Annotated in this window: 23 protein-coding genes; 11 read left to right on the forward strand and 12 right to left on the reverse strand. The window is 54.7% G+C overall.

Annotation, left to right across the window (positions count from 1 at the left end):
• Positions 1 to 9 precede the first annotated feature (9 nt).
• Complete coding sequence (locus GVJ63_RS08230; protein ID WP_010251609.1) at positions 10 to 411, reverse strand: DUF2382 domain-containing protein; 402 nt, start codon at positions 409 to 411, stop codon at positions 10 to 12.
• A 544-nt stretch (positions 412 to 955) separates the two neighbouring features.
• Here GVJ63_RS08230 and GVJ63_RS08235 point away from each other — a divergent pair.
• The 3 genes from GVJ63_RS08235 to GVJ63_RS08245 all read left to right on the forward strand — a co-directional run bounded on the left by GVJ63_RS08235 (position 956) and on the right by GVJ63_RS08245 (position 2,926).
• Positions 956 to 1,465 carry a DUF2501 domain-containing protein gene (locus tag GVJ63_RS08235; protein WP_010671770.1) on the forward strand — a complete coding sequence of 170 codons (510 nt, stop codon included), beginning with the start codon at positions 956 to 958 and terminating at the stop codon, positions 1,463 to 1,465.
• Between the two features lie 132 nt (positions 1,466 to 1,597).
• Positions 1,598 to 2,233 carry a hypothetical protein gene (locus GVJ63_RS08240; protein ID WP_010251615.1) on the forward strand — a complete coding sequence of 212 codons (636 nt, stop codon included), beginning with the start codon at positions 1,598 to 1,600 and terminating at the stop codon, positions 2,231 to 2,233.
• A 24-nt stretch (positions 2,234 to 2,257) separates the two neighbouring features.
• A complete protein-coding gene (locus GVJ63_RS08245) occupies positions 2,258 to 2,926 on the forward strand; it encodes a MarC family NAAT transporter (RefSeq protein WP_010671772.1) in 669 nt (222 codons plus the stop codon).
• Positions 2,927 to 2,975: 49 nt separating this feature from the next.
• Here GVJ63_RS08245 and GVJ63_RS08250 read toward each other — a convergent pair whose 3' ends face one another.
• The 3 genes from GVJ63_RS08250 to GVJ63_RS08260 are packed head-to-tail and all read right to left on the reverse strand — an operon-like array spanning position 2,976 to position 6,777.
• On the reverse strand, positions 2,976 to 4,238 hold the full coding sequence (locus GVJ63_RS08250; protein ID WP_122459369.1) for a cytochrome c: 1,263 nt from the start codon (positions 4,236 to 4,238) through the stop codon (positions 2,976 to 2,978).
• Between the two features lie 4 nt (positions 4,239 to 4,242).
• Positions 4,243 to 6,012 (reverse strand): GMC family oxidoreductase, encoded by a 1,770-nt coding sequence (locus GVJ63_RS08255; protein ID WP_159226699.1) that lies wholly within the window; start codon positions 6,010 to 6,012, stop codon positions 4,243 to 4,245.
• A 36-nt stretch (positions 6,013 to 6,048) separates the two neighbouring features.
• Positions 6,049 to 6,777: a gluconate 2-dehydrogenase subunit 3 family protein gene (locus GVJ63_RS08260; protein ID WP_010251628.1), complete on the reverse strand. Its 729-nt coding sequence runs from the start codon at positions 6,775 to 6,777 to the stop codon at positions 6,049 to 6,051.
• Between the two features lie 689 nt (positions 6,778 to 7,466).
• Here GVJ63_RS08260 and GVJ63_RS08265 point away from each other — a divergent pair.
• From GVJ63_RS08265 to GVJ63_RS08275, 3 genes are all read left to right on the forward strand, one after another.
• Complete coding sequence (locus GVJ63_RS08265) at positions 7,467 to 9,038, forward strand: ABC transporter substrate-binding protein (protein ID WP_154209847.1); 1,572 nt, start codon at positions 7,467 to 7,469, stop codon at positions 9,036 to 9,038.
• 119 nt (positions 9,039 to 9,157) lie between these two features.
• Positions 9,158 to 10,660: a helicase HerA-like C-terminal domain-containing protein gene (locus tag GVJ63_RS08270; RefSeq protein WP_159226700.1), complete on the forward strand. Its 1,503-nt coding sequence runs from the start codon at positions 9,158 to 9,160 to the stop codon at positions 10,658 to 10,660.
• A 26-nt stretch (positions 10,661 to 10,686) separates the two neighbouring features.
• Positions 10,687 to 11,967 (forward strand): DUF445 domain-containing protein, encoded by a 1,281-nt coding sequence (locus GVJ63_RS08275; protein ID WP_132499323.1) that lies wholly within the window; start codon positions 10,687 to 10,689, stop codon positions 11,965 to 11,967.
• 9 nt (positions 11,968 to 11,976) lie between these two features.
• Here the strand turns inward: GVJ63_RS08275 and GVJ63_RS08280 are convergent, their stop codons facing one another.
• The gene (locus GVJ63_RS08280; protein ID WP_159226701.1) at positions 11,977 to 12,885 is read right to left on the reverse strand and encodes a LysR family transcriptional regulator; all 909 of its coding nucleotides are present in this window, start codon (positions 12,883 to 12,885) and stop codon (positions 11,977 to 11,979) included.
• A 101-nt stretch (positions 12,886 to 12,986) separates the two neighbouring features.
• On the opposite strand from GVJ63_RS08280, the gene GVJ63_RS08285 reads away from it, so the two are divergent.
• Entirely contained in the window at positions 12,987 to 13,622 is a 636-nt protein-coding gene (locus GVJ63_RS08285; RefSeq protein ID WP_159226702.1) for an NADPH-dependent F420 reductase, read from the forward strand.
• A 147-nt stretch (positions 13,623 to 13,769) separates the two neighbouring features.
• On the opposite strand, the gene lptG is transcribed toward GVJ63_RS08285, so the two are convergent.
• Together lptG and lptF are read right to left on the reverse strand one after the other, a co-directional pair.
• Positions 13,770 to 14,846 (reverse strand): LPS export ABC transporter permease LptG, encoded by a 1,077-nt coding sequence (lptG, locus tag GVJ63_RS08290; protein WP_010251648.1) that lies wholly within the window; start codon positions 14,844 to 14,846, stop codon positions 13,770 to 13,772.
• Positions 14,846 to 15,946 (reverse strand): LPS export ABC transporter permease LptF, encoded by a 1,101-nt coding sequence (gene lptF / locus GVJ63_RS08295; protein ID WP_010251651.1) that lies wholly within the window; start codon positions 15,944 to 15,946, stop codon positions 14,846 to 14,848. The genes lptG and lptF overlap by 1 nt, the downstream gene beginning before the upstream one ends.
• 268 nt (positions 15,947 to 16,214) lie before the next feature.
• On the opposite strand from lptF, the gene pepA reads away from it, so the two are divergent.
• The 3 genes from pepA to GVJ63_RS08310 all read left to right on the forward strand — a co-directional run bounded on the left by pepA (position 16,215) and on the right by GVJ63_RS08310 (position 21,111).
• Entirely contained in the window at positions 16,215 to 17,726 is a 1,512-nt protein-coding gene (gene pepA / locus GVJ63_RS08300) for a leucyl aminopeptidase (RefSeq protein ID WP_010251654.1), read from the forward strand.
• A gap of 65 nt (positions 17,727 to 17,791) precedes the next feature.
• Positions 17,792 to 18,250: a DNA polymerase III subunit chi gene (locus GVJ63_RS08305; RefSeq protein WP_010251657.1), complete on the forward strand. Its 459-nt coding sequence runs from the start codon at positions 17,792 to 17,794 to the stop codon at positions 18,248 to 18,250.
• 5 nt (positions 18,251 to 18,255) lie between these two features.
• Entirely contained in the window at positions 18,256 to 21,111 is a 2,856-nt protein-coding gene (locus tag GVJ63_RS08310) for a valine--tRNA ligase (RefSeq protein WP_010671782.1), read from the forward strand.
• Positions 21,112 to 21,163: 52 nt separating this feature from the next.
• Here the strand turns inward: GVJ63_RS08310 and GVJ63_RS08315 are convergent, their stop codons facing one another.
• Genes GVJ63_RS08315 through GVJ63_RS08325 form a run of 3 tightly spaced genes read right to left on the reverse strand, consistent with a single transcriptional unit; the run spans position 21,164 to position 22,574 of the window.
• Positions 21,164 to 21,685: a hypothetical protein gene (locus tag GVJ63_RS08315; protein WP_052061771.1), complete on the reverse strand. Its 522-nt coding sequence runs from the start codon at positions 21,683 to 21,685 to the stop codon at positions 21,164 to 21,166.
• Positions 21,682 to 22,044 (reverse strand): tlde1 domain-containing protein, encoded by a 363-nt coding sequence (locus GVJ63_RS08320; RefSeq protein WP_159226703.1) that lies wholly within the window; start codon positions 22,042 to 22,044, stop codon positions 21,682 to 21,684. Before GVJ63_RS08320 ends, GVJ63_RS08315 begins: the two co-directional genes overlap by 4 nt.
• Positions 22,045 to 22,094: 50 nt before the next feature.
• A complete protein-coding gene (locus GVJ63_RS08325) occupies positions 22,095 to 22,574 on the reverse strand; it encodes an Hcp family type VI secretion system effector (protein WP_010671785.1) in 480 nt (159 codons plus the stop codon).
• 305 nt (positions 22,575 to 22,879) lie between these two features.
• On the opposite strand from GVJ63_RS08325, the gene GVJ63_RS08330 reads away from it, so the two are divergent.
• Positions 22,880 to 23,380: a GNAT family N-acetyltransferase gene (locus GVJ63_RS08330; protein ID WP_010671786.1), complete on the forward strand. Its 501-nt coding sequence runs from the start codon at positions 22,880 to 22,882 to the stop codon at positions 23,378 to 23,380.
• Here GVJ63_RS08330 and GVJ63_RS08335 read toward each other — a convergent pair.
• Both GVJ63_RS08335 and GVJ63_RS08340 read right to left on the reverse strand, forming a co-directional pair.
• Positions 23,375 to 24,160 (reverse strand): histidine phosphatase family protein, encoded by a 786-nt coding sequence (locus GVJ63_RS08335; RefSeq protein ID WP_159226704.1) that lies wholly within the window; start codon positions 24,158 to 24,160, stop codon positions 23,375 to 23,377. The genes GVJ63_RS08330 and GVJ63_RS08335 overlap by 6 nt on opposite strands.
• Before the next feature lie 10 nt (positions 24,161 to 24,170).
• Positions 24,171 to 25,499 carry a hypothetical protein gene (locus tag GVJ63_RS08340; protein ID WP_159226705.1) on the reverse strand — a complete coding sequence of 443 codons (1,329 nt, stop codon included), beginning with the start codon at positions 25,497 to 25,499 and terminating at the stop codon, positions 24,171 to 24,173.
• Between the last annotated feature and the right edge of the window lie 364 nt (positions 25,500 to 25,863).

Consider the following 25,863-nt stretch of genomic DNA (forward strand, 5'->3'; position numbering starts at 1 on the left):
TCCTCTCTGTTAGCTAATTTGATCGTCATCTCTTTCAACGTTCACCTGCTGCTCACGTCGGGTCACCACTTCCTGAAAAGGAACATTCTCCTGCACTTTTCGGATGTGGATCTCTTCTTTAAGCACCAGCTTTCTGACGATTTGGATTTCTTCCTCTACTACCGGGACAATCAGTACACCGTTCTCTTCCCTGATTTCGGGCATCGTTTCAACGGGTTGCGCTTTCGCTACATGCTCAACCTCAACCTTCTCCCGGTTAAGCAGTGTACTGATGACCTCGTCATGCTCAGTTGTGGAACGGGTAACACGGACATGTCCATCCACAATCTTTTGCTTCGTCAGGGCTATTTGCTCTTCAGCGAGTTTAAGCGTGACCTCTGCATTATTATTGTGCTCTGGCTGTCCAGCCATAATATCGCTCCCGTTAAATTAAATATCTGCCACAACTGCCTGACACAGTGATTAAGCATGAACACTCTGGCTGATTTCGCAAGCCTGAATAATAAAAAACCCTGCCAACTCAATTTAATTACGGCACAGAAAATCGCATCAAAAAACAGCGGTACGGCTTAAATAGCCGCTACGATAAAAACAAAAAACAACCAAAATTCATGCATTTATATAAATTTAATTCCTCAGGTAAATATTACCAACCCAGACGCAATCGCTTAGAAAACACGCTATAAGAAAAGCGGTAACTTTAATTTAAACCAGGACGATTCCTGATAAACATCGTGAGGATATTAAATAATGTTTCCGCGGAATGTGCTTATTACTGCCTTCAGTTAATTACTTCACACAATAATAACACCCATAAGCATCTGAATATTTTATCGCTCTTATTACAGAAGATTCCCAAAGTGCTATTTAAGACGATTTTTATAAAAGGAAGTCAGGAACTTTCTGCCCGTCAGCCTTTCTTAGGAAAACTGAATAAGCACATACCGAGGTTGAAATGAAGCAAGCACAACGCAGTGCGTGGGGATGGGGACTGGCGGCACTTCTGGTCGCAGGCAGTGCATCAGCGGCAAGCTGGCAGGATCAGCTGAGCAGTGCAGCGTCACAGCTCAGCCAGCAAAACAACGGCAGCAGCACCGGCACCACGCAGCAGAATGGCGGCATGTCGCTTTCTACCATTACCAGCATGCTGGGTGGCGGCGATAAAGCGGTCAGCGCCAACAGCATGACCAACGCCGCTGGTGTGATGCAGTACTGCGTCGAACACAACGTGGTGAAAAACAACGTGCAGTCGGTCAAAGACCAGGTGCTGAGCAAGCTCGGTCTGAACACCACCACCGCGCAGGAACAGAAAACCGATTACACCCAGGGCGTGGCCGGTCTGCTGAATACCGGTAATGGCCAGCAGTTGAATCTGCAAAGCCTGAGCAACTCGCCAATGGGTGAGAAGCTGAAAACCAAAGCCTGTGACGTAGTGCTGAAGCAGGGCAAAAACTTTATCTCCTGATCTCCTTCCCTTCTCTCTCCCCTCTCTGCTCTGAGGGGAGCGTTAAACGCCCCCCATGCTGTGACGCCTGACATTCCCTTAACTTGGGGTTGAGCGCTATAGTGTTGTTTTGATTTCTACAGGACAGCACGCATGAAAGGCATCAACATCGCACTTTACTTCGACCCCGATCAGATTCAGGCCTGCGTTCACGAACAGGACGACAGCTATGTCACCAAAAAATTCGAGTATGACGATGGCGTGATTGAAGAGATCTACCAGTGGCTGGAGCAGTACGAACCCAAACGTACTCACATCTGCGTGATTGAAAACGAAACCGCCGAGCTGCTGGCCGATGAGCTGGTCGACAGCGGCTTTCGCGTTCATCAGGTTACCATGCATCAGCTACTGAGCTGGTTCGCTACCGAGCCGCCATCCACGCCAGACGGCACGCCAATGCGCGCCATGCTGCGTTTCCTGGAAGATGAACATCCGCGTGAATATGAGTCGCGCACGCCGCAGACCGAAGCGCTGATGGAGATGTTCGACGAGCTGGACGCGCTGGAGATGGTGGATGACGCCGACGATGAAGACGCGCTGCCAGGCGATCTGCTGCGCGCCATGAAGAAGCACAAAATCACCGCCAGCGCCGCGGCCCAGCGTCTGCTGCCGGACATCAATGAGCGTATCCGCGAGCATCTGATGCAGTATCCTGAATTGATGACGCCTGAAATCCTGCAGGACTTCTTTCCGGAACTGCTTGAGGCGCTGGAGCGTCCGAAGCACTAATCACCACGGAAAAGGCGATTTGTCATGCTGGAGTTAATTAAAGCAGTCAGTCTGGGGCTGGTGGTGATCCTGCCGCTCGCCAATCCACTCACCACCGTGGCGCTGTTTCTGGGGCTGGCGGGTGAGATGAACTTCCAGGAGCGCAACCGACAGGCGCGCCAGGCTTCTATCTATGTCTTCGCCATCATGATGGTGGCGTGGTATGCGGGCAGCGCGGTGCTGAATACTTTCGGCATCTCCATTCCTGGCCTGCGCATGGCGGGCGGCCTGATCGTTGCTTTTATCGGTTTTCGGATGCTGTTCCCGGCTAAACCTGCCGGCCATTCTGTCGAAGCAAAGCAGAAACTGGATGAGCTGGATGAAGCCAAAGAGCCGGTGAATATCGCCTTTGTGCCGCTGGCGATGCCAAGCACGGCCGGGCCGGGTACCATTGCGATGATCATCTCCTCTGCCTCGACGGTAAGAAGCGGCGTCGACTTTCCGGCCTGGGTCATCACCGTCGCGCCAGTGCTGATCTTCCTGCTGGTGAGTCTGATCCTGTGGATTTCACTGCGCAGTTCGGGTGCCATCATGAAGCTGGTGGGTAAAAGCGGCATTGAGGCGATATCGCGCCTGATGGGATTTTTACTGGTCTGTATGGGCGTGCAGTTTATCATTAACGGCGTGCTGGAAGTGGTGCGCACCTTTCACTAATCCGGGATTTCCCCTCTCCTGACGGGCAGAGGGGAAAACTCAGGACCGATTACTTCAGCGTTTTACGCACTTCAGCAACCTGATCTTTGCTCACCGCTGGCGCGGTGTTGCTCCAGCCCTGGCGAATAAAGGTCGCCAGCTGCGCCACCTCTTCATCACTCAGACGCTGACCAAAGCCTGGCATCGCCAGTTTCGACGGGGCCTTCGCGGTGGAAGGCTGCTGTGCGCCAGCCAGGATGGTGTGGATCAATCCGGTTGGATCCTTGGCATTGACGATCGTCGCCTGATCCAGCTCCGGGAAGATCCCCGGGGCGCCTTTGCCGGTCACGAAGTGACAGGCACCGCAGTTATCCAGATAAAGACGCTCGCCTTCGCTCAGGTTCTTCGCGGCAGTGAGTTTCGCTTCTGTTGCCTGCTGCGCCTGCACGTTGTACGCCTGCAATGGCGGGTTGCCGCCCAGGAACTTCAGGTAGGCCGCGATGGCTTTCAGATCGGCGTCGGTCATGTGTGAGCTGCTGTGCTCAATCACCGAGGTCATCTCGCCGCCCACCGCCGCTTTATCGTTACGGCCGGTCTGCAGGTAGTCCACCACTTCCTGCTCGCTCCAGCGTGGCAGGCCACGCAGTGACGGCACATCCCAGTTGTTCAGGCTGCCGCCTGCCAGGAATTTATCGTCACCGCTATCCAGCGCTTTCTCGTTCATGCCCAGACCGCGCGGCGTATGACAGCTGCCGCAGTGGCCCAGACTCTCCACGATATAGGCACCGCGGTTGACCTCTTCAGAAGCTCCACCAATCGGCTGGAACGGCTTATCCGAGGCGAACGCCCAGTTCCAGAAACGCATGCCCCAGCGCTGGCTGAACGGAAAGCTCAGATCGGTTTCCGGCGGCTGTTCTGCGCTTGGCTGCACGCCTTTCATGAAATAGACGTAAAGCGCGTGGATGTCGGCATCACTGATTTTGGCGTAATCAGGATAAGGCATCGCCGGATAGAGATGCGAACCGTCCGGTAATACCCCTTTGCGCACTGCGTCAGAGAACTGCTGCTCGCTGTAGTTGCCAATACCGTGCTGCTTATCGGGCGTGATGTTAGTGGAGAAGATGGTGCCAAGGTTCGACTCAATCGCCAGCCCACCCGAATAGTCAGGCTTGCCAGGCAGTGAGTGGCAGGCCATGCAGTCGCCCAGCCGCGAGAGATATTCGCCCTGCTTAATCAGTTGCGCTTCATCTTCGGCGTGAGCCGGCAGCGCAAATCCGCTGGCTAACAGCACCGCGTTGGCAAAGATAAAAGATTTCAGTTTCAGCTTATTCATGCGCTTATGCCTGTACCAGTGGGCCGGGATTTTTCAGATACTGATCTTTGATCGCCTGTGCCGCCATCAGGGTGATCGCACCGATGGTATCGGTCGGGTTCGCCTGGAAGTTCTGCGGGAAAGCGTTGCCGCCCGGCACAAAGACGTTATGCACGTCCCAGCTCTGCAGATACTTGTTCAGCGCCGAGGTTTTCGGGTTATCGCCCATTACGGCACCGCCCACGTTGTGGGTAGAGACATATTTGGTCAGATCGAAATCCGCACCCATTGGCAGGAAACTCATGCTCATGCTGTCAGGGTTCAGCTCTTTCGCGATATTGCCGACGATGCCTTTCAGGTGCTGCTGCAGCTTCAGCTCATTCTCTTTCCAGTTGAAGGTCATGCGCAGCAGTGGCAGGCCACGGTGATCGTTGTAGTTCGGATCGAGATCCAGATAGATATCGCGGTAAGACTGACAGGTGGTGGTGATGCTGATCTTCATCGAATGACCGTACCACTCCTCCAGACCTTCCTTGTATCCCATGCCCCAGGTCGGCGTGCCTTTTGGCAGCGCGGTGCTGATCGGCGTACCGGTTGCCTGTGAGCTGTGGATCTTCGCGCCACCCAGGAAGCCGAGGGATGGGCCGTCGAAGTTGCCTGGCGAGATGTCGTTGAACATCTGGCCGGTCGCGCCCGCCGTAGCGTACGGATTGAAGTTTTTATCTTTGAAGAACAGCGTCGCGCCGCCGTTGGACAGGAACGCGTAGTTACGCCCTACCACACCTTCTTCGGTAATCGGGTTGTAAGGCTTGCCGATGCCGGAGAGCAGCATCAGACGCACGTTGTAGAGCTGGAAGCTGCTCAGCACCACGATTTTCGCTGGCTGGAAGCACTCGTTGCCCTGTGCATCGATGTAGATCACGCCTTTCGCAGTTTTCTTATCATCGTTCAGCACGACCTTGATCACTTCCGCATTCACTTCATAGGAGAAGTTCGGCATACGCTTCAGTGAATCCATTACGGCGGTCTGCGGCGACGCTTTGGAGTAGTTCAGGCAGGGATATTTACTGCAATAACCGCAGTAGTTGCACGGCGCGATCTGGTTGCCGTACGGGTTTTTCCACGCACGCGACACACAGGCCGACGGGTTCGTGAACGGATGGTAACCGAGTTTGGTCGCCACCTCTTTGAACATCACGTTGTTCAGCGTGTCATCCAGCGCAGGCAGCGGATAAGGCTCAGAACGCGGGCCTTCAAACGGATCGCCGCCTTCCAGGATTTTGCCGCGCAGGTTGCCGGTGTTGCCCGACTGGCCGCAAATCAGTTCGAATTTGTAGTAGTAAGGTTCGATCTCTTCCCAGCTGAACGGGAAGTCCATCACCCGCATATCATCCTGCAGAATGCCCGGCTTGTAAGCCTCATCGACATAAGTCTTCAGTTTGATATCAGTCGGTGTCGGACGGATCAGTACTGCGGTCCAGTGCAGGCCGGAACCGCCTACGCCGGTGCCCGGTGCAAATGCACCCCATTTACGGGTTGGCAATGCCGTCTGGCTGCTGTTGTAGCGCACGGTGACCGCCACTTCGGCGGGGGTGGCAAACACTTTATTGCGCACCGCATAGGCGTATTCATCCGCCGGTTTCGGGTAGGCGAACTCGTCATAATCGCGATCGCCGCCGCGCTCAAGGGCGCGCACATCCAGACCTGCCAGTGCCAGCTCGATGCTCATCAGCGAGCCTGCCCAGCCGAGGCCGCAGACCACGACGTCGACTTCTTTTTTAGTAACCTGTGCCATGATAATCCTGTTTCAAATACCTGATGTGGACGCGCCCTACGCGCGTTCGCCCTTCACACTGACCGGACCCAGCGGATAAGGAACGTTGTGCTGTTTCACCCATTCGGTGAAGCTGGCACGCGCGCCGGGGAAGCCGATGGCGATCCAGGCTTTCATGCCTTTATTACCGCCGTACATCGGGTCAGCAAGGTAGCCATGCTTGGTATCGGAAAGCAGCTGGCTGAAGAAATGCGCAGGCTTAAGATCGGCTTCGCCCAGTGCAGCAAAGTCGATCTCGTTTTTGTTTACCTGGGTCAGCACCGCATCTTTCTCTTCCAGCGTCAGCGCATGAAACGCTTTCTGATGGGTGTTCTGCGACCACTGATTAATCAGCCGGATACCGGTCTGATACATCTGCTGTGGGCGGAACGGGATCTGGTAACCCATGGTTGCGGGCGCCTGCGTATTGAACGGCCCCTGCATGTAGATTTCGCTGCCAAACGCTTCGCTGTGCAGCTGCTGATCGATAAAGATCGGCACGTTAGTTTCCAGCGCGCCCGGCGCTTTGCCTTTGCCGCCTGCCGGAATCAAACGGTCAGTGGCGGCCAGGATAAACTGCCACTCATCGGCACTAAAAAAGATCGGTTTGTAATCGGCTAACTCCGGTGCGGCCATCTCTGCCGCCTGTGCCGCAGTAATGCCTTTGAAGACCAGTTCACTTAATGGCAACGCCAGCAGTGAACCGAGCAAAAATTTACGCCTGGTGGTGGGTTTTTCTAAAAGCATATCCGCACGACTCTCATCTGCTAAATACCCGCTTTATTTGTTATGAAGCTGAAAGGCTGAGTGCAGGCGGAAAATTCCCCGCAGAGATCAACGCACGCGGCACAGACGACGGCAGAACAGACAAGGGCAGGTAGAATTATGGTTCGGTGACTAACGGAACTTATCGGTTAATAACCTGGCAATCTTAGGGATATAGATATGTCTGGATGTAAAAATTGAATTTAAGATGTGTCTTAGTAAAAGTTTATCATGGTGTTGCGAAAGGGTTGCGGAGAGGTAAAAGATTTACAGCGCGGAAATCGGGGGTAAAACCGCATAAACATCGGGTATTTAACTCTTTTAACGCAGGAATGAGGGTTATTATTTTCGCCCTGTCATCATCACGCCAGATAACCGATAAAAAAATATCATACTTCCATACAAGAGAATCATTCTCATCGTTAACACTATAGTGACTTTGATAGTCATACAATCAGACTGTGCGCAATTTGTGATCGGCTGAGTAAAACCGGCTTTATTCCGCCCGCTGTAAAATGACAATAAAATAATTACTGACCGTCATTATCTTATTTTGTCTCTTTGCCTGAATGACTACGCTAATAATTGTGCAAAGCTCATAAGAAACCCGCATTTGGAGAATATCCGGCGCCCGATAGAGTAGAGCTATCAACGACTCAGGATAACCCTCCATGCGAAAAACACTCTTGTCCCTGTTTACGGCTCTGGCACTGGTTCACCCGGCACACGCCGCCACGCCTGGCGACACCCTGGTGATTGCCGTTCCGCTTGATGGCATCATCAGTTTCGACCCGGCTGAAAGTTTTGAGACCGTCAGTAACAGCAGCCTGCGCAATATCTACCAGACGCTGCTGGAGCCGGACCATCAGAATCCGCAGCAGCTCTCGCCGCTGGCGGCTACGCGCTGGCAGGCAGGCAAAACGCCTCACAGCCTGGTGTTTGATCTTAATCCGCAGGCCCGCTTCGCCAGTGGTCATCCCGTGACCGCACAGGATGTGGTCTTCTCATTAACCCGCGCGGTAAAACTCAATAAAGCGCCCTCTTTTATTCTGGGTGAATTTGGCTGGACGCCAGAAAATATCGATCAGCAGTTCACGGTGATCAACGACCACCAGCTTGAGCTGCGCTGGCCAGCGGAGATCGGCAGCGATCTGGCGCTGCGCCTGCTGACCGCGCCGGTCTCCTCCATCGTCGACAGCAAACTGGCACAAGAACACGCCAGCAACAACGATTACGGCAATAGCTGGCTGAAGGTGCACTCCGCCGGCAGCGCCGCCTATGCCATCAAACAGTTTGTCCCGCTGCAGGCGCTGGTGCTGGAAGCCAATCCCAACAGCATCCGGAAGCCGCATCTGAAGCGGGTATTGCTGAAAGGTGTGGCCGATCCGGGCAGCCGCCGTCTGCTGATCCAGCAGGGCGATGTGGATGTCGCCTATCAGCTCGGCCCGGATCAGATTACCGCGCTGAAAAATGTGGCGAATGTGCGTGTCGACGCCTTCCCGTCCAGCCTGGTTTATTACATCGGCTTTAACACCCAAAGCCCGCAGCAACCGGCGCTGGGGAATCCGGCGTTGTGGCAGGCGGCGCGCTGGCTGGTTGACTATGACAGCCTGGCGAACCAGCTGCTGAAAGGTCAGTACCGCATTCATCAGAGCTTCCTGCCGGACGGCTTCGATGGTGCGCTGAACACGACACCGTTCCATTACGATCTGAAAAAGGCGCAGGCGATACTGCAAAAAGGCGGCATCAAGCCTGGCACCCATATCGCGCTGACGGTGGTGAACCAGCCGCCTTACATTGATGTGGCGCAGGCGCTGCAGGCCAGCTTTGCCAAAGCGGATGTGCAGCTTGATATCCAGCCGGTGGCGGAATCGGAGCTGTGGAGCAAAATGCGCAGCCGTGACTTCCAGGCCATCTTTACTTACTGGGGCGCGGACTACATCGATCCCAATACCAATGCCAGCACCTTTGCCTATAACGTGCCGGGCGGCGGCAAAACCCTGGCGTGGCGCGTCGGCTGGACGATTCCGGAGCTGAGTGCACAGACCCGCGCCGCCGCCGGAGAGAGCGATGCGGTGAAACGTCGCAACCTCTACACCGGGCTGCAAACCCGCATCCAGCAGGATTCGCCGTTTGTCATGCTGTTACAGGGCGCAACCCAGGTGGCGGTGCGCAGCAACCTCAGTCACCTGCAGCAGGGCATCGGGGTCAGCCTGCTCAATTTTGAAGAGGTGCAGAAGTAAACCACTGTTGCAGGCCACTGCTCCCCGGGCAGCGGCCTTTTTTTGGTGAATAGTTCTCCTCCTGTGCCGCTCCGGCTTGCTATCCTTCAGGCATAACCCAATGCCTGAGAGTGGAAATCATGACTTCCCCGCTACTGATTGCCCGTACGCCAGACGTCGAACTTCATCTGTTGCCGCAAATGGCCAACCGCCATGGCCTGATCACCGGCGCGACCGGCACCGGTAAAACCGTTACGCTGCAGAAACTGGCTGAATCGTTCTCCGCCAGCGGCGTGCCGGTTTTTATGGCTGATGTTAAAGGCGATTTGACCGGCGTGGCGATGGCTGGCCAGTCCAGCGAAAAGCTGCAGGAGAGGCTGGCGAAAATCGGCGTCACCAACTGGCAGCCGCAGAGCAATCCGGTGGTGCTATGGGATATCTTCGGCGAGAAAGGCCATCCGGTTCGCGCTACCGTCTCCGATCTCGGGCCGCTGCTGCTGGCGCGGCTGCTGAACCTGAATGAGGTGCAGAGCGGCGTATTGCAGATTATTTTCCGCATCGCCGATGACCAGGGTTTGCTGCTGCTGGACTTCAAAGATCTGCGCGCCATGACCCAGTACATCGGTGACAACGCCAAAAGCTTCCAGACCCACTACGGCAATATCAACAGCGCCTCGGTCGGCGCCATCCAGCGCGGGTTACTGACGCTGGAGCAACAGGGCGCGGAGCACTTCTTTGGTGAACCGATGCTGGATATTGCCGACTGGATGCGTGTCGACAGCAACGGCAAAGGCGTCATCAACATCCTCTCTGCTGAGAAGCTCTACCAGATGCCGAAACTCTACGCCACCAGCCTGCTGTGGCTGCTGTCGGAGCTTTATGAGCACCTGCCGGAAGCGGGCGATCTCGATCAGCCAAAGCTGGTGTTCTTCTTTGATGAGGCGCACCTGCTGTTTACCGACGCGCCGCCGGTGCTGCTGGAGAAAATAGAACAGGTCATGCGGCTGATCCGCTCCAAAGGGGTCGGCGTCTGGTTCGTCACCCAGAACCCGGCGGATATTCCCGATCGGGTGCTGGGCCAGCTCGGCAACCGCGTTCAGCACGCCCTGCGCGCCTTCACCCCCAAAGATCAGAAAGCGGTAAAAACCGCCGCCGATACCCTGCGCGCCAATCCGGCGTTTGACAGCGTCGAGGCGATTCAGGCGCTGGGCACCGGCGAAGCGCTGATCTCCTTCCTGGATGCCAAAGGCAGCCCGTCGGTGGTAGAACGCGCCATGGTGATCGCACCTGGCTCACGTATGGGTCCGGTCACAGGCGATGAACGCAACGGCCCGATCAACCATTCACCGCTCTATGGTAAATATGACAGCGAAGTTGATCGCGAATCGGCATTTGAGAAGCTGCAAAAAGGGTTTCAGGCCGCCAGCGATCAGGCCAGTGCGCCTCCGGCGAAAGGCGACGACGTCGCGGTAGATAACGGCATTCTCGGCGGGCTGAAAGAGATCCTGTTTGGCCGAACCGGCCCGCGCGGCGGCAAGCACGATGGCGTGGTACAGACCATGGCGAAAAGCGCCACGCGCCAGATTACCAATCAGATCATCCGCGGCGTACTCGGCAGCCTGCTGGGTGGTCGTCGCCGATGAAACCGGCTCTCTGCTAAGATCAGGATATGGATAAACAACACGAACTGAAACGGACGAAACGTCTGGCGCTGCTGCTGTTACTGCTGGCTGCAATTACCTTTATCGTTACGCTTTTTCTGCCGCCCGGCTTCTGGGTCAGCGGCATAAAAGCGATTGCGGAAGCTGCGATGGTCGGCGCGCTGGCGGACTGGTTCGCGGTGGTCGCACTGTTCCGGCGCGTGCCGGTGCCCTTTATCTCGCGTCATACCGCCATCATTCCGCGCAACAAAGATCGTATCGGTGAAAACCTCGGTCGCTTTGTGCAGGAGAAGTTTCTTGATACCGACTCGCTGCTGAATCTGATTCGCCGTCACGATCCTTCCAACCTGCTGGCGCAATGGCTGAATGCGCCGGGCAATGCTGACCGCATTGGCCGCCATCTGCTGCAGGTCATGCGCGGCTTCCTTGATCTGACCGATGACACACGGATCCAGAATTTCATGCGCCGCGCAGTACATCGCGCCATCGACAAGGTCGATCTCAGCCAGACCAGCGCCCTGCTGCTGGAGAGCCTGACGAAAAACAACCGTCATCAGGCGCTGCTGGACGCGGCAATCGAACAACTGCTGAAGCTGCTGCACAAGCCCAGTACCCGCGAGTTTATTGCCATGCAGCTGGTGCGCTGGCTGAAACGCGAGCATCCGATCAAAGCCAAAATGTTGCCAACCGAATGGCTGGGCGAACACAGCGCCGAGCTGGTGGCAAACGCGGTCGATTCACTGCTGGATGATGTGGCGCTGGATCAGGGGCATGAGCTGCGCCTCGGCTTCAACCGGGCGGTCGACAAGCTGATCGTTAAACTGCAGAACGACCCGGAAATGGCAGAGCGTGCCGAGGAGATCAAAGGCTGGCTGAAAGAAGATGCCTCATTCAATCGTTACATCGGCGAGCTGTGGAATGATATGCGCAACTGGCTCAAGGCGGATCTCAGCAGTGATGACTCACGGGTGCAGGAGAAAGTGCGTGGTGCAGCCTTATGGCTGGGCGAAACCCTGGCGGCCGACCCGGCATTGCGTGACTCGATGAATCAGCATCTGGAACAGGCCGCACGCAGCGTTGCACCAGAGTTTGCTGGCTTCCTGACGCGTCACATCAGCGACACCGTGAAGAGCTGGGATGCACGCGACATGTCGCAGCAGATCGAACTTAATATCGGCAAAGACCTGCAGTTTATCCGCATCAACGGCACGCTGGTTGGCGGCACCATCGGGCTGATCCTCTACCTGTTGTCGCAGCTGCCCCAGTTACTCCCGCTGCTGAGCCGATAACCGCCTGGTTTAGCCGGATGTGGTTGGATAGAGGCCAAACTCGGCAATAATGGCGCTAACAAAGCTGCGGATTTTCACCGTCTGGCGGCGGCCCGCCGGGATCAGCACATGCATGGGGCGTGCTGGCCCGGCATAATCGGGCAGCACCTGGACCAGCCGGCCCTGTCTGATCTCTTCAGAGAGAATGGTGGCCGGTCCCAGGGTAATGCCATAACCCTCCAGCGCCGCATGCAGCAGCGCTTTCCAGTCATTCGACCGCATGCGCCCCTGCGGATGTACCTCTTCAACCTTACCGGCCTGGCTGAATACCCAGCGGCAGGGTTTTGAGGGCGACCAGATGCCATAAACGAGACAGGCGTGGTTCACCAGCTCTGCTGGCGTGGCGGGCACACCGTGCCGCGCCAGATAGGCTGGCGACGCGCAGGCTATCAGCCGGTAGGGCTGCAGTGGATGGGCGATGATCGAACTGTCTGCCAGCGCACCAATCCGGATCACCACTTCATAACCCTCTTCAAACGGATCGACCAGCCGATCGCTCAGTTCAAGATCGACCTGCGTTTCCGGAAACCGGTCAAGATAGCGGGTCACAAACGGCGCCAGGCTAAAAGAACCAAACGTGACCGGGGCGCTGACCTTCAGCGTACCGGACGGCCGCTGCTGCATATCCAGCGCGATTGCATCCGCTTCCTGCACCTCGGCCAGCACGATTTTGCAGCGTTCGAAATAGTTGCGGCCCACATCCGTCAGACTTTGTCGTCGGGTGGTGCGATGCAGAAGCAGCGTACCGAGATGCTTCTCCAGCATGGCGATATGCTTCGCCACCATCTGCGGTGAGATTTGCAAATGCCCGGCTGCGGCGGCAAACGAGCCCGATTCCGCGACGGTAACAAACACGTTCATGCTGGTAAGCCGATCCATGATTCCCTCCTGTTGGTTGTTTATATTGCGTCTGTTTGTCGATTTATTCACCTCCTGTTTTTAATTAAGGTCAGTGCGTGAAACTCATCAAGGAGAAACGTATGAAAATAGGCATTATTGGCGCAGGCTTTGTTGGCCGGGCGATTGCAAAACTGGCGATTCAGGCGGGACATCAGGTGATGCTCAGCAACTCGCGTGATCCACGAACGCTGTTCAGCCTGAAACCGATGATTGGCTGTGAAACCGGCACCGCCACCGAGGCCGCAGAGTTCGGCGACGTGGTGGTGATTGCCGTGCCGCTCACGGCTACGGAACAACTTCCGGCCACAGAATTGCGGGGAAAAATCGTGCTTGATGCGGTCAATTACTATCCCGACCGCGATGGCGAAATTGAAGAGCTGCTCAATGGCCGCATCAGCACCAGTGAACGGCTTGCCCGCCTGCTTCCTGACAGCCGCGTCACCAAGGCATTCAATGCCATCCGCATGACCGATCTTGAAACTCAGGGCCTGCCGCCGGGCGATGCTAACCGGCAGGCGTTACCGCTGGCGGGAGATGATAGCGAAGGGAAAGCGACCGCCACGACATTATATGAAGCCTTTGGATTTGATGCGGTGGATGCGGGATCGTTAGCGGAAGGCTGGCGTTTCGAGCGTGGGACGCCCGCCTATTGCGTAGCCCTGAACAGAGAGCAACTCATCAGTACACTTCAGGAGACCACCCGGCACTCCGCATAAACAGGGCATCAGCGCAGAATAAAGCTGCTCCCAGTCGCTGGAACCGCCTCTTCCAGACGGATACCAAACGTAATGCTCCCTGAGCCTTCACTTTAAAAACAAAAAAGGCCGCTTGCGCGGCCTTTTCTTTTACTGCATTCATTGCGCTTAGCGCCGCTTAATCAACATAAACATACTGATAGCGAAGAACGCAAAACTCGGCAGAATCGCTCCCAGAATCGGCGGCAGACCGTAAACCAGGCTCAGCGGGCCAAAAATCTGGTCCAGCACGTAGAACAGGAAGCCAAAACTGATACCGGTTACGACACGCACACCCATCGACACGCTACGCAGCGGACCAAAGATAAACGACAGCGCCATCAGCATCATCACCGCCACCGACAGCGGCTGGAAAATTTTGCTCCACATATTCAGCTGATAACGTCCCGATTCCTGACCGCTCTGCTTCAGATATTTGCTGTAGCTATGCAGACCGCGAATCGATAACGCGTCAGGATCCAGCGCAACCACACCCAGCTTGTCCGGCGTCAGATTGGTTTTCCACTCGCCACTCAGGCTCTGTGAACCGGTAATCTGCTTCGGATCGGTGAGGTTAGACTCATCAACCTGCGACAGTATCCAGCGCTTCTTAGCCGCATCCCAGGTCGCCGTCGCCGCGTAACGCACGCTCTGCAGACGACGCTGATCGTTAAAGCTGTAGATGCTGACGCCATCAATTTCGTTGTCGCCTTTAATGCGCTCGATAAAGATAAAGCTATTGCCATCTTTCGCCCACAGACCATTCTGCGTCGAGACCAGTGCGCCACCGTAAAGCTGCTGCGCCCGGTAGTTACGCGCCATCTGCTCGCCCGAGGGCGCAACAAACTCGCCAATCGCCATGGTCAGCAACACCAGCGGAATCGCAGTTTTCATCACTGACAGCGCAACCTGCATGCGGGTAAAGCCCGCCGCCTGCATCACCACCAGTTCACTGCGCTGCGCCAGCGCGCCCAGTCCCAGCAGTGCGCCCAACAGAGCCGCCATCGGGAAAAAGATCTCAATATCTTTCGGTACGCTAAGAAGCGTGTAGTAACCGGCGCTCAGCGCGTTGTAGCTGCCCTGGCCGGTCTTGCGCAGCTGATCGACGAACTTGATGATGCCGGAAAGCGACACCAGCATGAACAGCGTCAGCATAATGGTATTGAAAATGGTTTTACCGATATAGCGGTCAAGTACGCGAAACATCAGACCGACCCTCCGCGGGTAAAGCGGGCGCGAATCCGACGCATCGGCACCGTATCCCACAGGTTAAGGAGCACCGCCAGCACCAGATAGCTGATATTCACCACCCACATCCAGAGCGCCGGATCGAGCCGCCCTTTCGCGCCGCTCGACTTCAGCGAGCTCTGCAACAGGAAGAAAATCAGATAGAGCATCATGGCGGGCAGCATCGACAGCACGCGCCCCTGACGTGGGTTCACCACGCTGAGCGGCACCACCATCAGCGCCATCACCAGCACCGAGAACACCAGCGTCAGACGCCAGTGCAGCTCGGCCTGAAACTCAGGTGTCTTATTCGCGAACAGGTCGGTCAGGCTTGCCTGTTCTGCATCGTTAGGATCGAGCGTTGCCGCTTTATAGCCTACGATGGCCTGATAATTGGTGAAGTCGGTGATACGGAAATCACGCAGCAGAGCGGTGCCCTCAAAACGGGTGCCTTTATCCAGCGTCACCACCTGCGAGCCATCTTTATGCTGCTCCATATGACCGCTGTCAGCCAGCACCACCGACGGTCGCGCGTTACCCTTTGGCCGTAACTGCGCCAGGAACACGTTACCAAAGTTGTTGCCCTTCACATCCTCGACAAACAGCACGGCGCTGCCGTCGCTGGAGGTCTGGAACTGCCCGGCAGCCATTGCCGCCGCGCCCGGGTTCGCTTTGGCGTTCTGCGTCACCTCATCCTGATAGCGGGATGACCACGGCCCCAGCCAGATGACGTTCACGGCCGCCACTATCGAGGTAAACAGCATCAGCACCATCGCCGCTTTCACCAGGACGGCCTTACTCAGGCCGCAGGCGTGCATCACGGTAATTTCACTTTCCGTGTAGAGCCGCCCCAGCGTCATCAGGATCGCCAGAAACAGACTTAAGGGCAGTATAAGTTGTGCCATTTGAGGCACACCGAGTCCTAACAAGGTCAGAACGAGGTTTGTCGGCACTTCGCCATCCACCGCGGCACCCAGGATCCTGACTAACTTCTGACAAAAGAAGATGAGTAGCAGGATAAACAGGATAGCCAGCTGGCTTTTGAGCGTTTCCCGAACCAGATATCTAATGATGATCACGCTTAGTACGCCTGTGAAAACTTGTCTTTTTGCAGGAAAATCGCTAGTTTCAACGCTTATCAGCCATTTTTCTTCATCAATGGCCGTCGCCGTAGCTAAATTTGTATGAAAAACGCGTCCGGGTGGTGAAAAAACAACATCTTGTCACCCTGATTCATTATGACCTCCAGCAGCAGAATGTCATGCTGCGACGATGAATAAATGGGTCATGAGCGCGCTACATTCTAGCGGCAGCAGCGGCCGTTGTCTTTAAGATTCAGGAGAGTGCATGGAGTTCAGTGTAAAAAGCGGAAGCCCGGAAAAACAGCGCAGTGCCTGCATTGTCGTTGGCGTTTTCGAACCGCGTCGTCTGTCACCGATTGCCGAGCAGCTGGATAAAATCAGCGACGGCTACATCAGCGCCCTGCTGCGCCGCGGCGAGCTGGAAGGAAAAGTGGGCCAGACACTGCTGCTGCATCATGTGCCAAATATCCTGTCCGAGCGTATTCTGCTGATTGGCTGCGGTAAAGAGCGTGAGCTGGATGAACGCCAGTACAAGCAGGTCATTCAGAAAACCATTAACACGCTCAACGACACCGGCTCAATGGAAGCGGTCTGCTTCCTGACCGAGCTGCATGTCAAAGGCCGCAACACCTACTGGAAAGTGCGTCAGGCAGTAGAGACCTCCAAAGAGGCGCTCTACAACTTTGACCAGCTGAAAAGTAACAAAGCAGAGCCACGTCGTCCGCTGCGCAAGCTGGTCTTTAACGTGCCGACCCGCCGTGAACTGACCAGCGGCGAACGGGCGATCCAGCATGGATTAGCGGTCGCTGCCGGTATGAAAGCGGCTAAAGATCTCGGCAACATGCCACCTAATATCTGTAACGCCGCCTATCTGGCGTCACAGGCGCGTCAGCTGGCGGATGCCTTCAGCAAAAATGTCACCACCCGCGTCATTGGCGAACAGCAGATGAAAGAGCTGGGCATGAACGCCTATCTCGCTGTCGGGGCCGGTTCGCAAAACGAATCGCTGATGTCGGTGATTGAGTACAAAGGCAATCCGGATGCGGAAGCACGTCCGATTGTGCTGGTGGGTAAAGGGCTGACCTTTGACTCCGGCGGCATCTCCATCAAGCCTGCCGACAGCATGGACGAAATGAAGTATGACATGTGCGGCGCGGCCGCCGTCTATGGCGTGATGCGTATGGTGGCAGAGCTGAATCTGCCGCTGAACGTGGTTGGCGTGCTGGCGGGCTGTGAAAACATGCCGGATGGCCGATCGATGCGTCCGGGCGACGTGCTGACCACCATGTCTGGCCAGACGGTTGAGGTGCTGAACACCGATGCCGAAGGCCGCCTGGTCCTGTGCGATGCGCTGACCTATGTTGAACGTTTCGATCCGGAAGTGGTGATTGACGTCGCGACGCTGACCGGTGCCTGCGTGATTGCGCTGGGTCATCACATCAGTGGCCTGCTGTCGAACCACAATCCGCTGGCGCATGAGCTGATCAGCGCCTCGGAGCAGTCAGGCGATCGCGCCTGGCGTCTGCCGATGGCGGATGAGTTCCAGGAGCAGCTGGAGTCCAACTTTGCCGATATGGCGAACATTGGTGGACGTCCCGGCGGCGCGATTACCGCCGCCTGCTTCCTGGCACGCTTTGCCCGCAAATATAACTGGGCACACCTGGATATCGCCGGTACCGCCTGGCGCTCCGGCAAGGCCAAAGGCGCCACCGGACGTCCGGTGCCGATGCTGTCGCAATTTCTGTTGAATCGGGCAGGATTGAACGGCGACGATTAAGCGCCCTCTTTTCTGACAGCAAGGGCGGATATCATTCCGCCCTTGATCTTCTGATGAGCAAACCGATGAAAAACGCAACCTTCTACGTGCTGGAAACCGATGCAACGAGCGATGGCCTTAGCGCCGTTGAAGCGCTGGTGTGCAATCTGGCGGAAACACGCTGGCGGGCCGGAAAGCGGGTGTTGATCGCCTGCGAAGATGAACAGCAAGCCATTCGTCTCGACGAAGCGCTGTGGCAACGACCGGCAAACGCCTTCGTGCCGCATAACCTGGCGGGTGAAGGCCCGCGCTACGGTGCGCCGGTTGAGCTGGCCTGGCCACAGCGTCGCGGCAGTTCACCGCGTGACCTGCTGATTAGCCTGCTGCCCCACTTCGCAGATTTTGCTACTGCTTTCCATGAAGTGATAGACTTCGTTCCTTACGAAGACACGCTCAAACAACTGGCGCGCGACCGCTATAAAGCGTATCGCAGCGTTGGATTCCAATTGAATACGGCAGCGCCACCACAGCCGCAAACGACATAGCAGAAATGGAAAAGACATATAACCCGCAAGATATCGAGCAGCCGCTTTACGAGCATTGGGAAAAGCAGGGCTACTTCAAACCGAATGGCGATACCAGCCAGGAAAGCTTTTGCATCATGATCCCGCCGCCGAACGTCACCGGTAGCTTGCACATGGGTCACGCCTTCCAGCAAACCATCATGGACACCATGATCCGTTACCAGCGCATGCAGGGGAAAAATACCCTGTGGCAGGCGGGTACGGACCACGCGGGCATCGCCACGCAGATGGTGGTTGAGCGCAAAATTGCGGCTGAAGAGGGCAAGACGCGCCAGGATTATGGCCGTGATGCGTTCATCGACAAAATCTGGCAGTGGAAAGCAGAGTCCGGCGGCACCATTACCCGCCAGATGCGCCGTCTGGGCAACTCCGTCGACTGGGAGCGCGAGCGCTTCACCATGGACGATGGCCTTTCCAACGCCGTGAAAGAGGTGTTTGTTCGCCTCTATAAAGAGAACCTGATCTACCGTGGCAAACGCCTGGTGAACTGGGATCCAAAACTGCGTACCGCAATCTCCGATCTGGAAGTGGAAAACCGCGAGAGCAAAGGCTCGATGTGGCATATCCGCTATCCACTGGCTGACGGCGCAAAAACCGCCGACGGTAAAGATTATCTGGTGGTCGCCACCACCCGTCCGGAAACCCTGCTGGGCGATACCGGCGTCGCCGTTAACCCGGAAGATCCACGTTACAAAGATCTGATCGGCAAATTTGTGATGCTGCCGCTGGTTGGCCGTCTTATCCCTATCGTTGGCGACGAACATGCCGACATGGAAAAAGGCACCGGCTGCGTCAAGATCACCCCGGCGCATGACTTCAACGACTATGAAGTCGGCCGTCGTCACAAACTGCCGATGATCAACATCCTGACTTTCGACGGCGATATCCGCGACCGTGCTCAGGTGTATGACACCAATGGCGAAGCCAGCGATGCCTGTTCCGATGAGATCCCGGCGGCTTTCCAGAACATGGAACGCTTCGCGGCGCGTAAAGCGATTGTTGCCGCTGTCGATGAACTCGGCCTGCTTGAAGAGATCAAACCTCACGATCTGACCGTGCCTTACGGCGACCGTGGCGGCGTGGTTATCGAGCCGATGCTGACTGACCAGTGGTATGTGCGTACCGCACCGCTGGCGAAAGTCGCGGTTGAAGCCGTTGAAAACGGCGACATCCAGTTTGTACCGAAGCAGTACGAAAACATGTACTTCTCCTGGATGCGCGATATTCAGGACTGGTGTATCTCCCGTCAGCTCTGGTGGGGTCACCGCATCCCGGCGTGGTATGACGACAACGGTAACGTCTACGTCGGCCGCACCGAAGACGAAGTGCGCGCCGAGAATAACCTGGCCGCCGATGTGGCGCTGCGTCAGGATGATGACGTGCTGGATACCTGGTTCTCCTCAGGTCTGTGGACCTTCTCCACCCTGGGCTGGCCGGAAAACACCGAAGCGCTGCGTACTTTCCATCCGACCAGTGTGCTGGTCAGCGGCTTCGACATCATCTTCTTCTGGATTGCCCGCATGATCATGCTGACCATGCACTTCATCAAAGATGAAAACGGCAAACCACAGGTACCGTTTAAAACCGTCTACATGACCGGTCTGATCCGTGATGAAGAAGGTCAGAAGATGTCGAAATCCAAGGGCAACGTGATTGACCCGCTGGATATGGTCGACGGCATTTCACTGGAAGCGCTGCTGGAAAAACGCACCGGCAACATGATGCAGCCACAGCTGGCGGAGAAAATCCGCAAACGTACCGAGAAGCAGTTCCCGGACGGCATCGAGCCATCAGGCACCGATGCGCTGCGTTTCACCCTGGCGGCGCTGGCCTCTACCGGTCGCGACATCAACTGGGACATGAAGCGACTGGAAGGCTATCGCAACTTCTGTAATAAGCTGTGGAACGCCAGCCGCTTTGTGCTGATGAACACCGAAGAGCAGGATTGCGGACAGAATGGCGGCGAAATGACGCTGTCGCTGGCAGATCGCTGGATCCTGACCGAGTTCAACAACACGGTGAAAGCGTACCGTGAAGCGCTGGATAGCTACCGTTTCGATATCGCGGCTAACCTGCTGTATGACTTCACCTGGAACCAGTTCTGCGACTGGTATCTGGAGCTGACCAAGCCGGTCATGAACAGCGGCAGTGAATCTGAACTGCGTGGCACCCGTCATACGCTGGTTCACGTACTGGAAGCGCTGCTGCGTCTGGCGCATCCGATCATTCCGTTTATCACTGAAACCATCTGGCAGCGCGTGAAGGGGCTGAAGAATATCAGCGACGACACCATCATGCTGCAGCCTTTCCCGCAGTACGATGCGGCGAAAGAAGATGCCGAAGCGAAAGCGGACATCGAGTGGATGAAACAGGCGATCGTGGCGGTGCGTAATATCCGTGCCGAGATGAACATCGCACTGAGCAAGCCGCTGGATGTGCTGCTGCGTGACTGCTCGCCTGCGGCACTGCGTCGAGTTGAAGCCAACCGCAACTTCCTGTCGCGCCTGGCGCGTCTGGAAAGCCTGACCATTCTGCCTGCGGGCGAGAAAGGTCCGGTGTCGGTGACCAAACTGGTTGAAGGCGCAGAGCTGCTGATCCCGATGGCGGATCTGGTGGATAAAACCGCTGAGCTGGAGCGTCTGGCGAAAGAGCTGGTTAAGCTTGATGTGGAAATCGAGAAGATCGAGACCAAGCTGGCGAACGAAGGCTTTGTTTCGCGCGCCCCGGAAGCGGTAGTGGCGAAAGAGCGCGAACGCGTAGCGGACCTGCAACAATCAAAAGCAAAACTGATTGAACAGCAGGCGGTCATTGCGGCGCTCTGATTGATTCCTCGCTCTGAAAAAAACCCCGCGCTCTGGCGCGGGGTTTTTTATATCATTTTTTCGATGACACCCTTCTCGTCCTTGTTTCAGCAGCAAGATGATCATGACTCTTTTCTAATACAGACAGGCATCTTTTTTCCCGGTCACTTTCTGACGTTAACTGAGTAAGCGCCGTGCGGGCTTTTAAAAAGTACGCATCTGTTTCATCCGGAGTCAGCTCAATAAATGGCATGCCGCATAGCTTATTAACATTGCCTTGATTAACGTATTTCATTACCGCGCCAGGATTTTCAGGTAAGGCATAGGCCATCGCGATGTCCAGACCTTCCTGAAAAGAGGTTGCGCCTAAGAATGGCGATCGATTAAGAATGGGGTAAAGTTCAATCCAGCGTGTCCGGCCCTGAGAAAGATATTCTGTTATCTTGTCATAATCAGCATCTGAAAGTGAACTGCTGTCATTATTGCGGGATGCCGTAATCACTTTATCTGACAAAACATGTTCTGCAGAATTGAACCTTCCTGATGAACAGGAGACGGAAAACAATGCTAATAGCAAAATAATGAGCCATTTCATTTCACTATTAACTCCCTGTCGCCGCTATCCGCAATACTTTTTCTTACATTGAAAGACGCGACAATACAGCCATTCGAAGCGGTACCTAAGCCGTTATCTCCATGAATAAGAAATCCGGCGCGACCACACATATTGTTACCCGCATAAGGTATCAGACGGAGAACAAATCGTCCGGCTGTAGGATGCTTTGCCATAGGACTGGCAATCTTATACTTTCCTGCTGGCAAAGGACCTTTGTTCACCTCACATGCTAATGCAGGATCGTCTTTATATCCTTCAGCCCCGGCATATAACGCATCGAATTTATAGACACCATCTCGTGTAAAAGATCGCTTTCTGACGTCATAGCCCCATGTCATACACGCTCCTTAAAATGACTCACAGAATTGCTGCGCCATTGATAGTTGAATTATGTGCGTTCCTTCCATGAATCGGAGTGCTGAATATTGCCATCACAGTACTTCCAGGTGATTTTTTCGTAGCGCAGCGTTACTGACTCAAGATGGTTCATATTTTCAATGGATTTGATGTTATGCATGAGTGGATTAACCGACACCACTTTCACTCCTTCAATGAACATATTGAAGTACTCCTCTTCCTGGCCAGCGTGATTAATACGGTACCATTTTATTTCAGCTGACCTGAGTGTTTGCCCGGAGGAGACTGCTTTATAGAGATAAGGGCTGGATGAGTCGAATTCTTTTTCGAATTCTAATGCACTATGAACACGCGTCCCTGTGAGTTTACCGGTGTGAGGATCGACCGGTATGCTCAAACCATGCATGAAACTAAGTACTTCAATACTTCCTTCTCGATGTTGGACGTCAACTGATCCTTTGATATCTGCGCCACCATCATCTTTCAGCCATAGGTAAGCTGGAATTGCCATGAAATCAATCCTTTAATTAGCGTTAAAGGTATTAACTTACAGGAGTAGCAGTCAGCATTTTTGATTCACATCAATTAAGACAAACAAATTGATTGTGAAGTAATCAGCACTATTAAGACCAGAAGATAGAAACAATTCCTTATTACTGAACATAGTAAGGTATAAATGATAAAACAGATTTTCAAGTGACATTAAAAAACATGACGCTTTTAAAGCCTCCCTGCATTGTCAGGAATATTGCTTTTACATGACGATAATGTTACTTCTGGTAAATGTCTAACCGATTTACATAGCTCAACTCCCACATGATTTCTGACTCTCAGCACCTCCAGGTGCGGCCGATTACTGCCGCCGATAATCCGCATATCGCCCAGGTGATCCGCGACGTTTCCGCGGAGTTCGGCCTGACGGCTGACAAGGGCTACACCGTTTCCGATCCGCAGCTCGACCAGCTGTTTGAGCTCTACAGTGCCGAACAGAGCGCCTACTGGATTGTTGAGTATCAGGGCAAGGTGGTCGGCGGCGGCGGTGTTGCGCCGCTCGCCTGCAGCGCGCCCGATATCTGCGAACTGCAAAAGATGTACTTTCTACCAGAGGTGCGCGGTCAGGGTCTGGCTCGCGAACTGGCGCTGCGGGCGATAGAACATGCACGCAGCCACGGTTTCCGTCGCTGCTATCTGGAAACCACCGCCAGCCTGACGCGGGCTATTAAACTTTATGAGTCACTCGGCTTTGAGCATATCGATAGCGCGATGGGCTGCACCGGCCATGTCGACTGCGAAGTGCGTATGTTGCGGAAGTTATAAGCCGCGCTCTACGTAACTCATATCGTTGATGGATTCAATCACGAACTCTCCGCTGTCGGTATAGCGCAGCCGGGTTACGCTCGCATTGTCCAGCGTCTGGTTTAACGACGTATCGCCAAGCGCCTGCAGTAGCGCTGTAATCGCCAGGCCATGCGTGACCACCAGAACGTTACCGCCGCCCTGCTGCCGGGCCTGCTGCGCTATCTCAGTCAGACTATCGACCATTCGCTTCGCAACCTGCTGGTAGCTTTCGGCCATGCCTGCTGATTTAATGCCTCTCAGTGCCGGCGTGCCTGACGCTTCCGCCTGCCGGATAGCGTCTATGATCCTGTCTACATGAACCTTGCCTTTGCCATAGGCCTCCATTAGCGCCGTTTCGGATGCAAATCCCAACTGATGGGCGGCATCGTTCAACATATTATTATTCAGATCGCCCTCATACAGGCCAAAGCCCACTTCCCGCAATTCCCGGCGTTCGTTCAGCGGCAGCGGCGTTTTCCATGCCTGCATCACAAGCTGCGCGGTTTCTCTCGCTCTGCCAGCATCGCTGGACCAGACGGCGATAAACGGGATCGTCTGCAGACCGCGTCCCAGCTTTTGCGCCACCTCTACCCCCGCTGGCGTTAGCGGAGTATCTGCCCATCCCTGCGCGCGATGCACCGTGTTGAACATCGTTTTACCATGCCGCGTAACGTAGAGAGTGACATCGGCGGCAAAGGCTTCGCCTGCGACAGCCCCAACCACAATAAGAATCAGCAACGCTTTAAAAATTCTTTTCATCGTATTTTCCTTATCTGAACAGATTTAATTTATATTCAACCGCGATCTCTGCAGAAAGGCTGGGAGAACGCATATATTTCCCTTGCGCATTAAAAACCGGGGTTTCTTTATTATTCTTATATGACCAGCCATAACCGAATAGCGTAAAGACCGATAAATCCTTCAGGACCGGATGGGGTTCGATGAAGCGGTTTATGAGCGCGACTTCCCCCGAACGTATACGCGTATTACGATAATTAAACTGTCCATAGTTAATCTGAAATCCGCTAAAAATGCCTTTTGAAATTTCAAATTCCGTCTGCGACACCAGCGCCAGTTCTTTATCACGGGTATAATCTTTTCCGGCAGAGGTCAGGGCGTTGAAACGCCCACGGGTATTTTTTGTCAGCGGGCGCACATAATATCCCACCGCATTATGTTTGGGCGCCGAAGTCCAGGCGGCAGCGAATTTCTGTGTCCATCTGTCGTTAATCCAGTCTGCTTCACCGACATAGTGCCACGCGTGGTTATCGAACGATCTTTTGCTGGCCGCCATGCTTTTATAATTTTCCAGCCCCTGACTGCCATAAATTTGAGAGGACAAGCGCCAGTCCGGCGAGAGCGAATAATTCGCTTCGATAACATGACGCCGCTGGTAGGCTTCCGCTTCGCCAAATGCGTAGGCGAGACGTCCGCGATCAGCGGTATAGCTCAGTGCGCCGGTATAGATCGCATTAATTTTTCGTCGGTCCTGGGTTTGCAGGGCAAGACTCTTCGGCGAGTCGTGGCGAAGCGTTTTGGTCACGTAAGCCAAATCCAGCCGTATCTTCTGCACGTTCAGCGCGCCGCTATAGCCTGAGTAACTGTTGCGTGACAAGCGGTCCGTGGTGGTCAGCACGCCGATGTTTTTTAACTCCTGCCAGCCCGCTTTTCCTTTAAATCCCGCATTCGCGTCCCCCAGCTTCACTTTCAGATAGCGTTCACCAAACTTGCTGAAGCCGTGCGCGTCAGCTTTTTGCTGATGACCGCCGCTGTCGTAAAGCAGGCCGCGCGTGGCAAAGTAGTCGCTGGCTCCCAGCCTGATCGCTCGGGTATAAGTTGCATCGAAACCCAGCCAGTCCCATTGATAGCCGGAACGAAAATTCAGGCTTGCCGCCTGTCCCCAGGCATTATGAACGGTGGCAGGCTGCGCTTCATTTTCCTTGAGATACTTCCAGTGATTACGCAGTCTGAGATCGAGTTGCGAATCACGCAGGAAAGCAGTGTCAGAGAACGATAATGCGTCGGAAAAGTCAGCCCATGCGCCAGATGGCTGCAAAAACAGTAAAATAAATAACGGAATACCGCGCTTTCCCCTCATGTTAATGACTCCTTCCATTAAATGCTTATTAGCAAAACTGGCCGGGCGAAAAAAGTCGCTGATTCTTTTCCCCGGCTATAGCCGGTGCAAAAAAAAACCTGATTCACAACCCTCTCTGGCAAAGAGGCGTTATGAATCAGGTTTTGCTTGAAAATAACAACCCTAATCCGGCAAGAGCACTATAGTTATTCCGCAAAGAAAAAACAGAAGAGATAAAATATTTTGTGAGGGGTCACTCAAATTATATTTAGCGGAAGTAACGCGTTCACATTAGATTAATAGTTAATATTTATATTTTTATTTTTAATAAAATCAACCCGGTTCAATATAAAAAACAAACGGCCATCGTAAGAGCGCCGTTTAC

Source organism: Pantoea sp. 18059 (assembly GCF_902706165.1).
Taxonomy (GTDB): Bacteria; Pseudomonadota; Gammaproteobacteria; order Enterobacterales; family Enterobacteriaceae; genus Pantoea; species Pantoea agglomerans.

What these genes read in the sequence shown, in the direction of transcription:
- GVJ63_RS08230 (WP_010251609.1), bottom strand. Translation starts at nt 411, where the DNA reads ATGGCTGGACAGCCAGAGCACAATAATAATGCAGAGGTCACGCTTAAA.
- GVJ63_RS08235 (WP_010671770.1), top strand. Translation starts at nt 956, where the DNA reads ATGAAGCAAGCACAACGCAGTGCGTGGGGATGGGGACTGGCGGCACTT.
- GVJ63_RS08240 (WP_010251615.1), top strand. Translation starts at nt 1,598, where the DNA reads ATGAAAGGCATCAACATCGCACTTTACTTCGACCCCGATCAGATTCAG.
- GVJ63_RS08245 (WP_010671772.1), top strand. Translation starts at nt 2,258, where the DNA reads ATGCTGGAGTTAATTAAAGCAGTCAGTCTGGGGCTGGTGGTGATCCTG.
- GVJ63_RS08250 (WP_122459369.1), bottom strand. Translation starts at nt 4,238, where the DNA reads ATGAATAAGCTGAAACTGAAATCTTTTATCTTTGCCAACGCGGTGCTG.
- GVJ63_RS08255 (WP_159226699.1), bottom strand. Translation starts at nt 6,012, where the DNA reads ATGGCACAGGTTACTAAAAAAGAAGTCGACGTCGTGGTCTGCGGCCTC.
- GVJ63_RS08260 (WP_010251628.1), bottom strand. Translation starts at nt 6,777, where the DNA reads ATGCTTTTAGAAAAACCCACCACCAGGCGTAAATTTTTGCTCGGTTCA.
- GVJ63_RS08265 (WP_154209847.1), top strand. Translation starts at nt 7,467, where the DNA reads ATGCGAAAAACACTCTTGTCCCTGTTTACGGCTCTGGCACTGGTTCAC.
- GVJ63_RS08270 (WP_159226700.1), top strand. Translation starts at nt 9,158, where the DNA reads ATGACTTCCCCGCTACTGATTGCCCGTACGCCAGACGTCGAACTTCAT.
- GVJ63_RS08275 (WP_132499323.1), top strand. Translation starts at nt 10,687, where the DNA reads ATGGATAAACAACACGAACTGAAACGGACGAAACGTCTGGCGCTGCTG.
- GVJ63_RS08280 (WP_159226701.1), bottom strand. Translation starts at nt 12,885, where the DNA reads ATGGATCGGCTTACCAGCATGAACGTGTTTGTTACCGTCGCGGAATCG.
- GVJ63_RS08285 (WP_159226702.1), top strand. Translation starts at nt 12,987, where the DNA reads ATGAAAATAGGCATTATTGGCGCAGGCTTTGTTGGCCGGGCGATTGCA.
- lptG (WP_010251648.1), bottom strand. Translation starts at nt 14,846, where the DNA reads ATGTTTCGCGTACTTGACCGCTATATCGGTAAAACCATTTTCAATACC.
- pepA (WP_010251654.1), top strand. Translation starts at nt 16,215, where the DNA reads ATGGAGTTCAGTGTAAAAAGCGGAAGCCCGGAAAAACAGCGCAGTGCC.
- GVJ63_RS08305 (WP_010251657.1), top strand. Translation starts at nt 17,792, where the DNA reads ATGAAAAACGCAACCTTCTACGTGCTGGAAACCGATGCAACGAGCGAT.
- GVJ63_RS08310 (WP_010671782.1), top strand. Translation starts at nt 18,256, where the DNA reads ATGGAAAAGACATATAACCCGCAAGATATCGAGCAGCCGCTTTACGAG.
- GVJ63_RS08315 (WP_052061771.1), bottom strand. Translation starts at nt 21,685, where the DNA reads ATGAAATGGCTCATTATTTTGCTATTAGCATTGTTTTCCGTCTCCTGT.
- GVJ63_RS08320 (WP_159226703.1), bottom strand. Translation starts at nt 22,044, where the DNA reads ATGACATGGGGCTATGACGTCAGAAAGCGATCTTTTACACGAGATGGT.
- GVJ63_RS08325 (WP_010671785.1), bottom strand. Translation starts at nt 22,574, where the DNA reads ATGGCAATTCCAGCTTACCTATGGCTGAAAGATGATGGTGGCGCAGAT.
- GVJ63_RS08330 (WP_010671786.1), top strand. Translation starts at nt 22,880, where the DNA reads ATGATTTCTGACTCTCAGCACCTCCAGGTGCGGCCGATTACTGCCGCC.
- GVJ63_RS08335 (WP_159226704.1), bottom strand. Translation starts at nt 24,160, where the DNA reads ATGAAAAGAATTTTTAAAGCGTTGCTGATTCTTATTGTGGTTGGGGCT.
- GVJ63_RS08340 (WP_159226705.1), bottom strand. Translation starts at nt 25,499, where the DNA reads ATGAGGGGAAAGCGCGGTATTCCGTTATTTATTTTACTGTTTTTGCAG.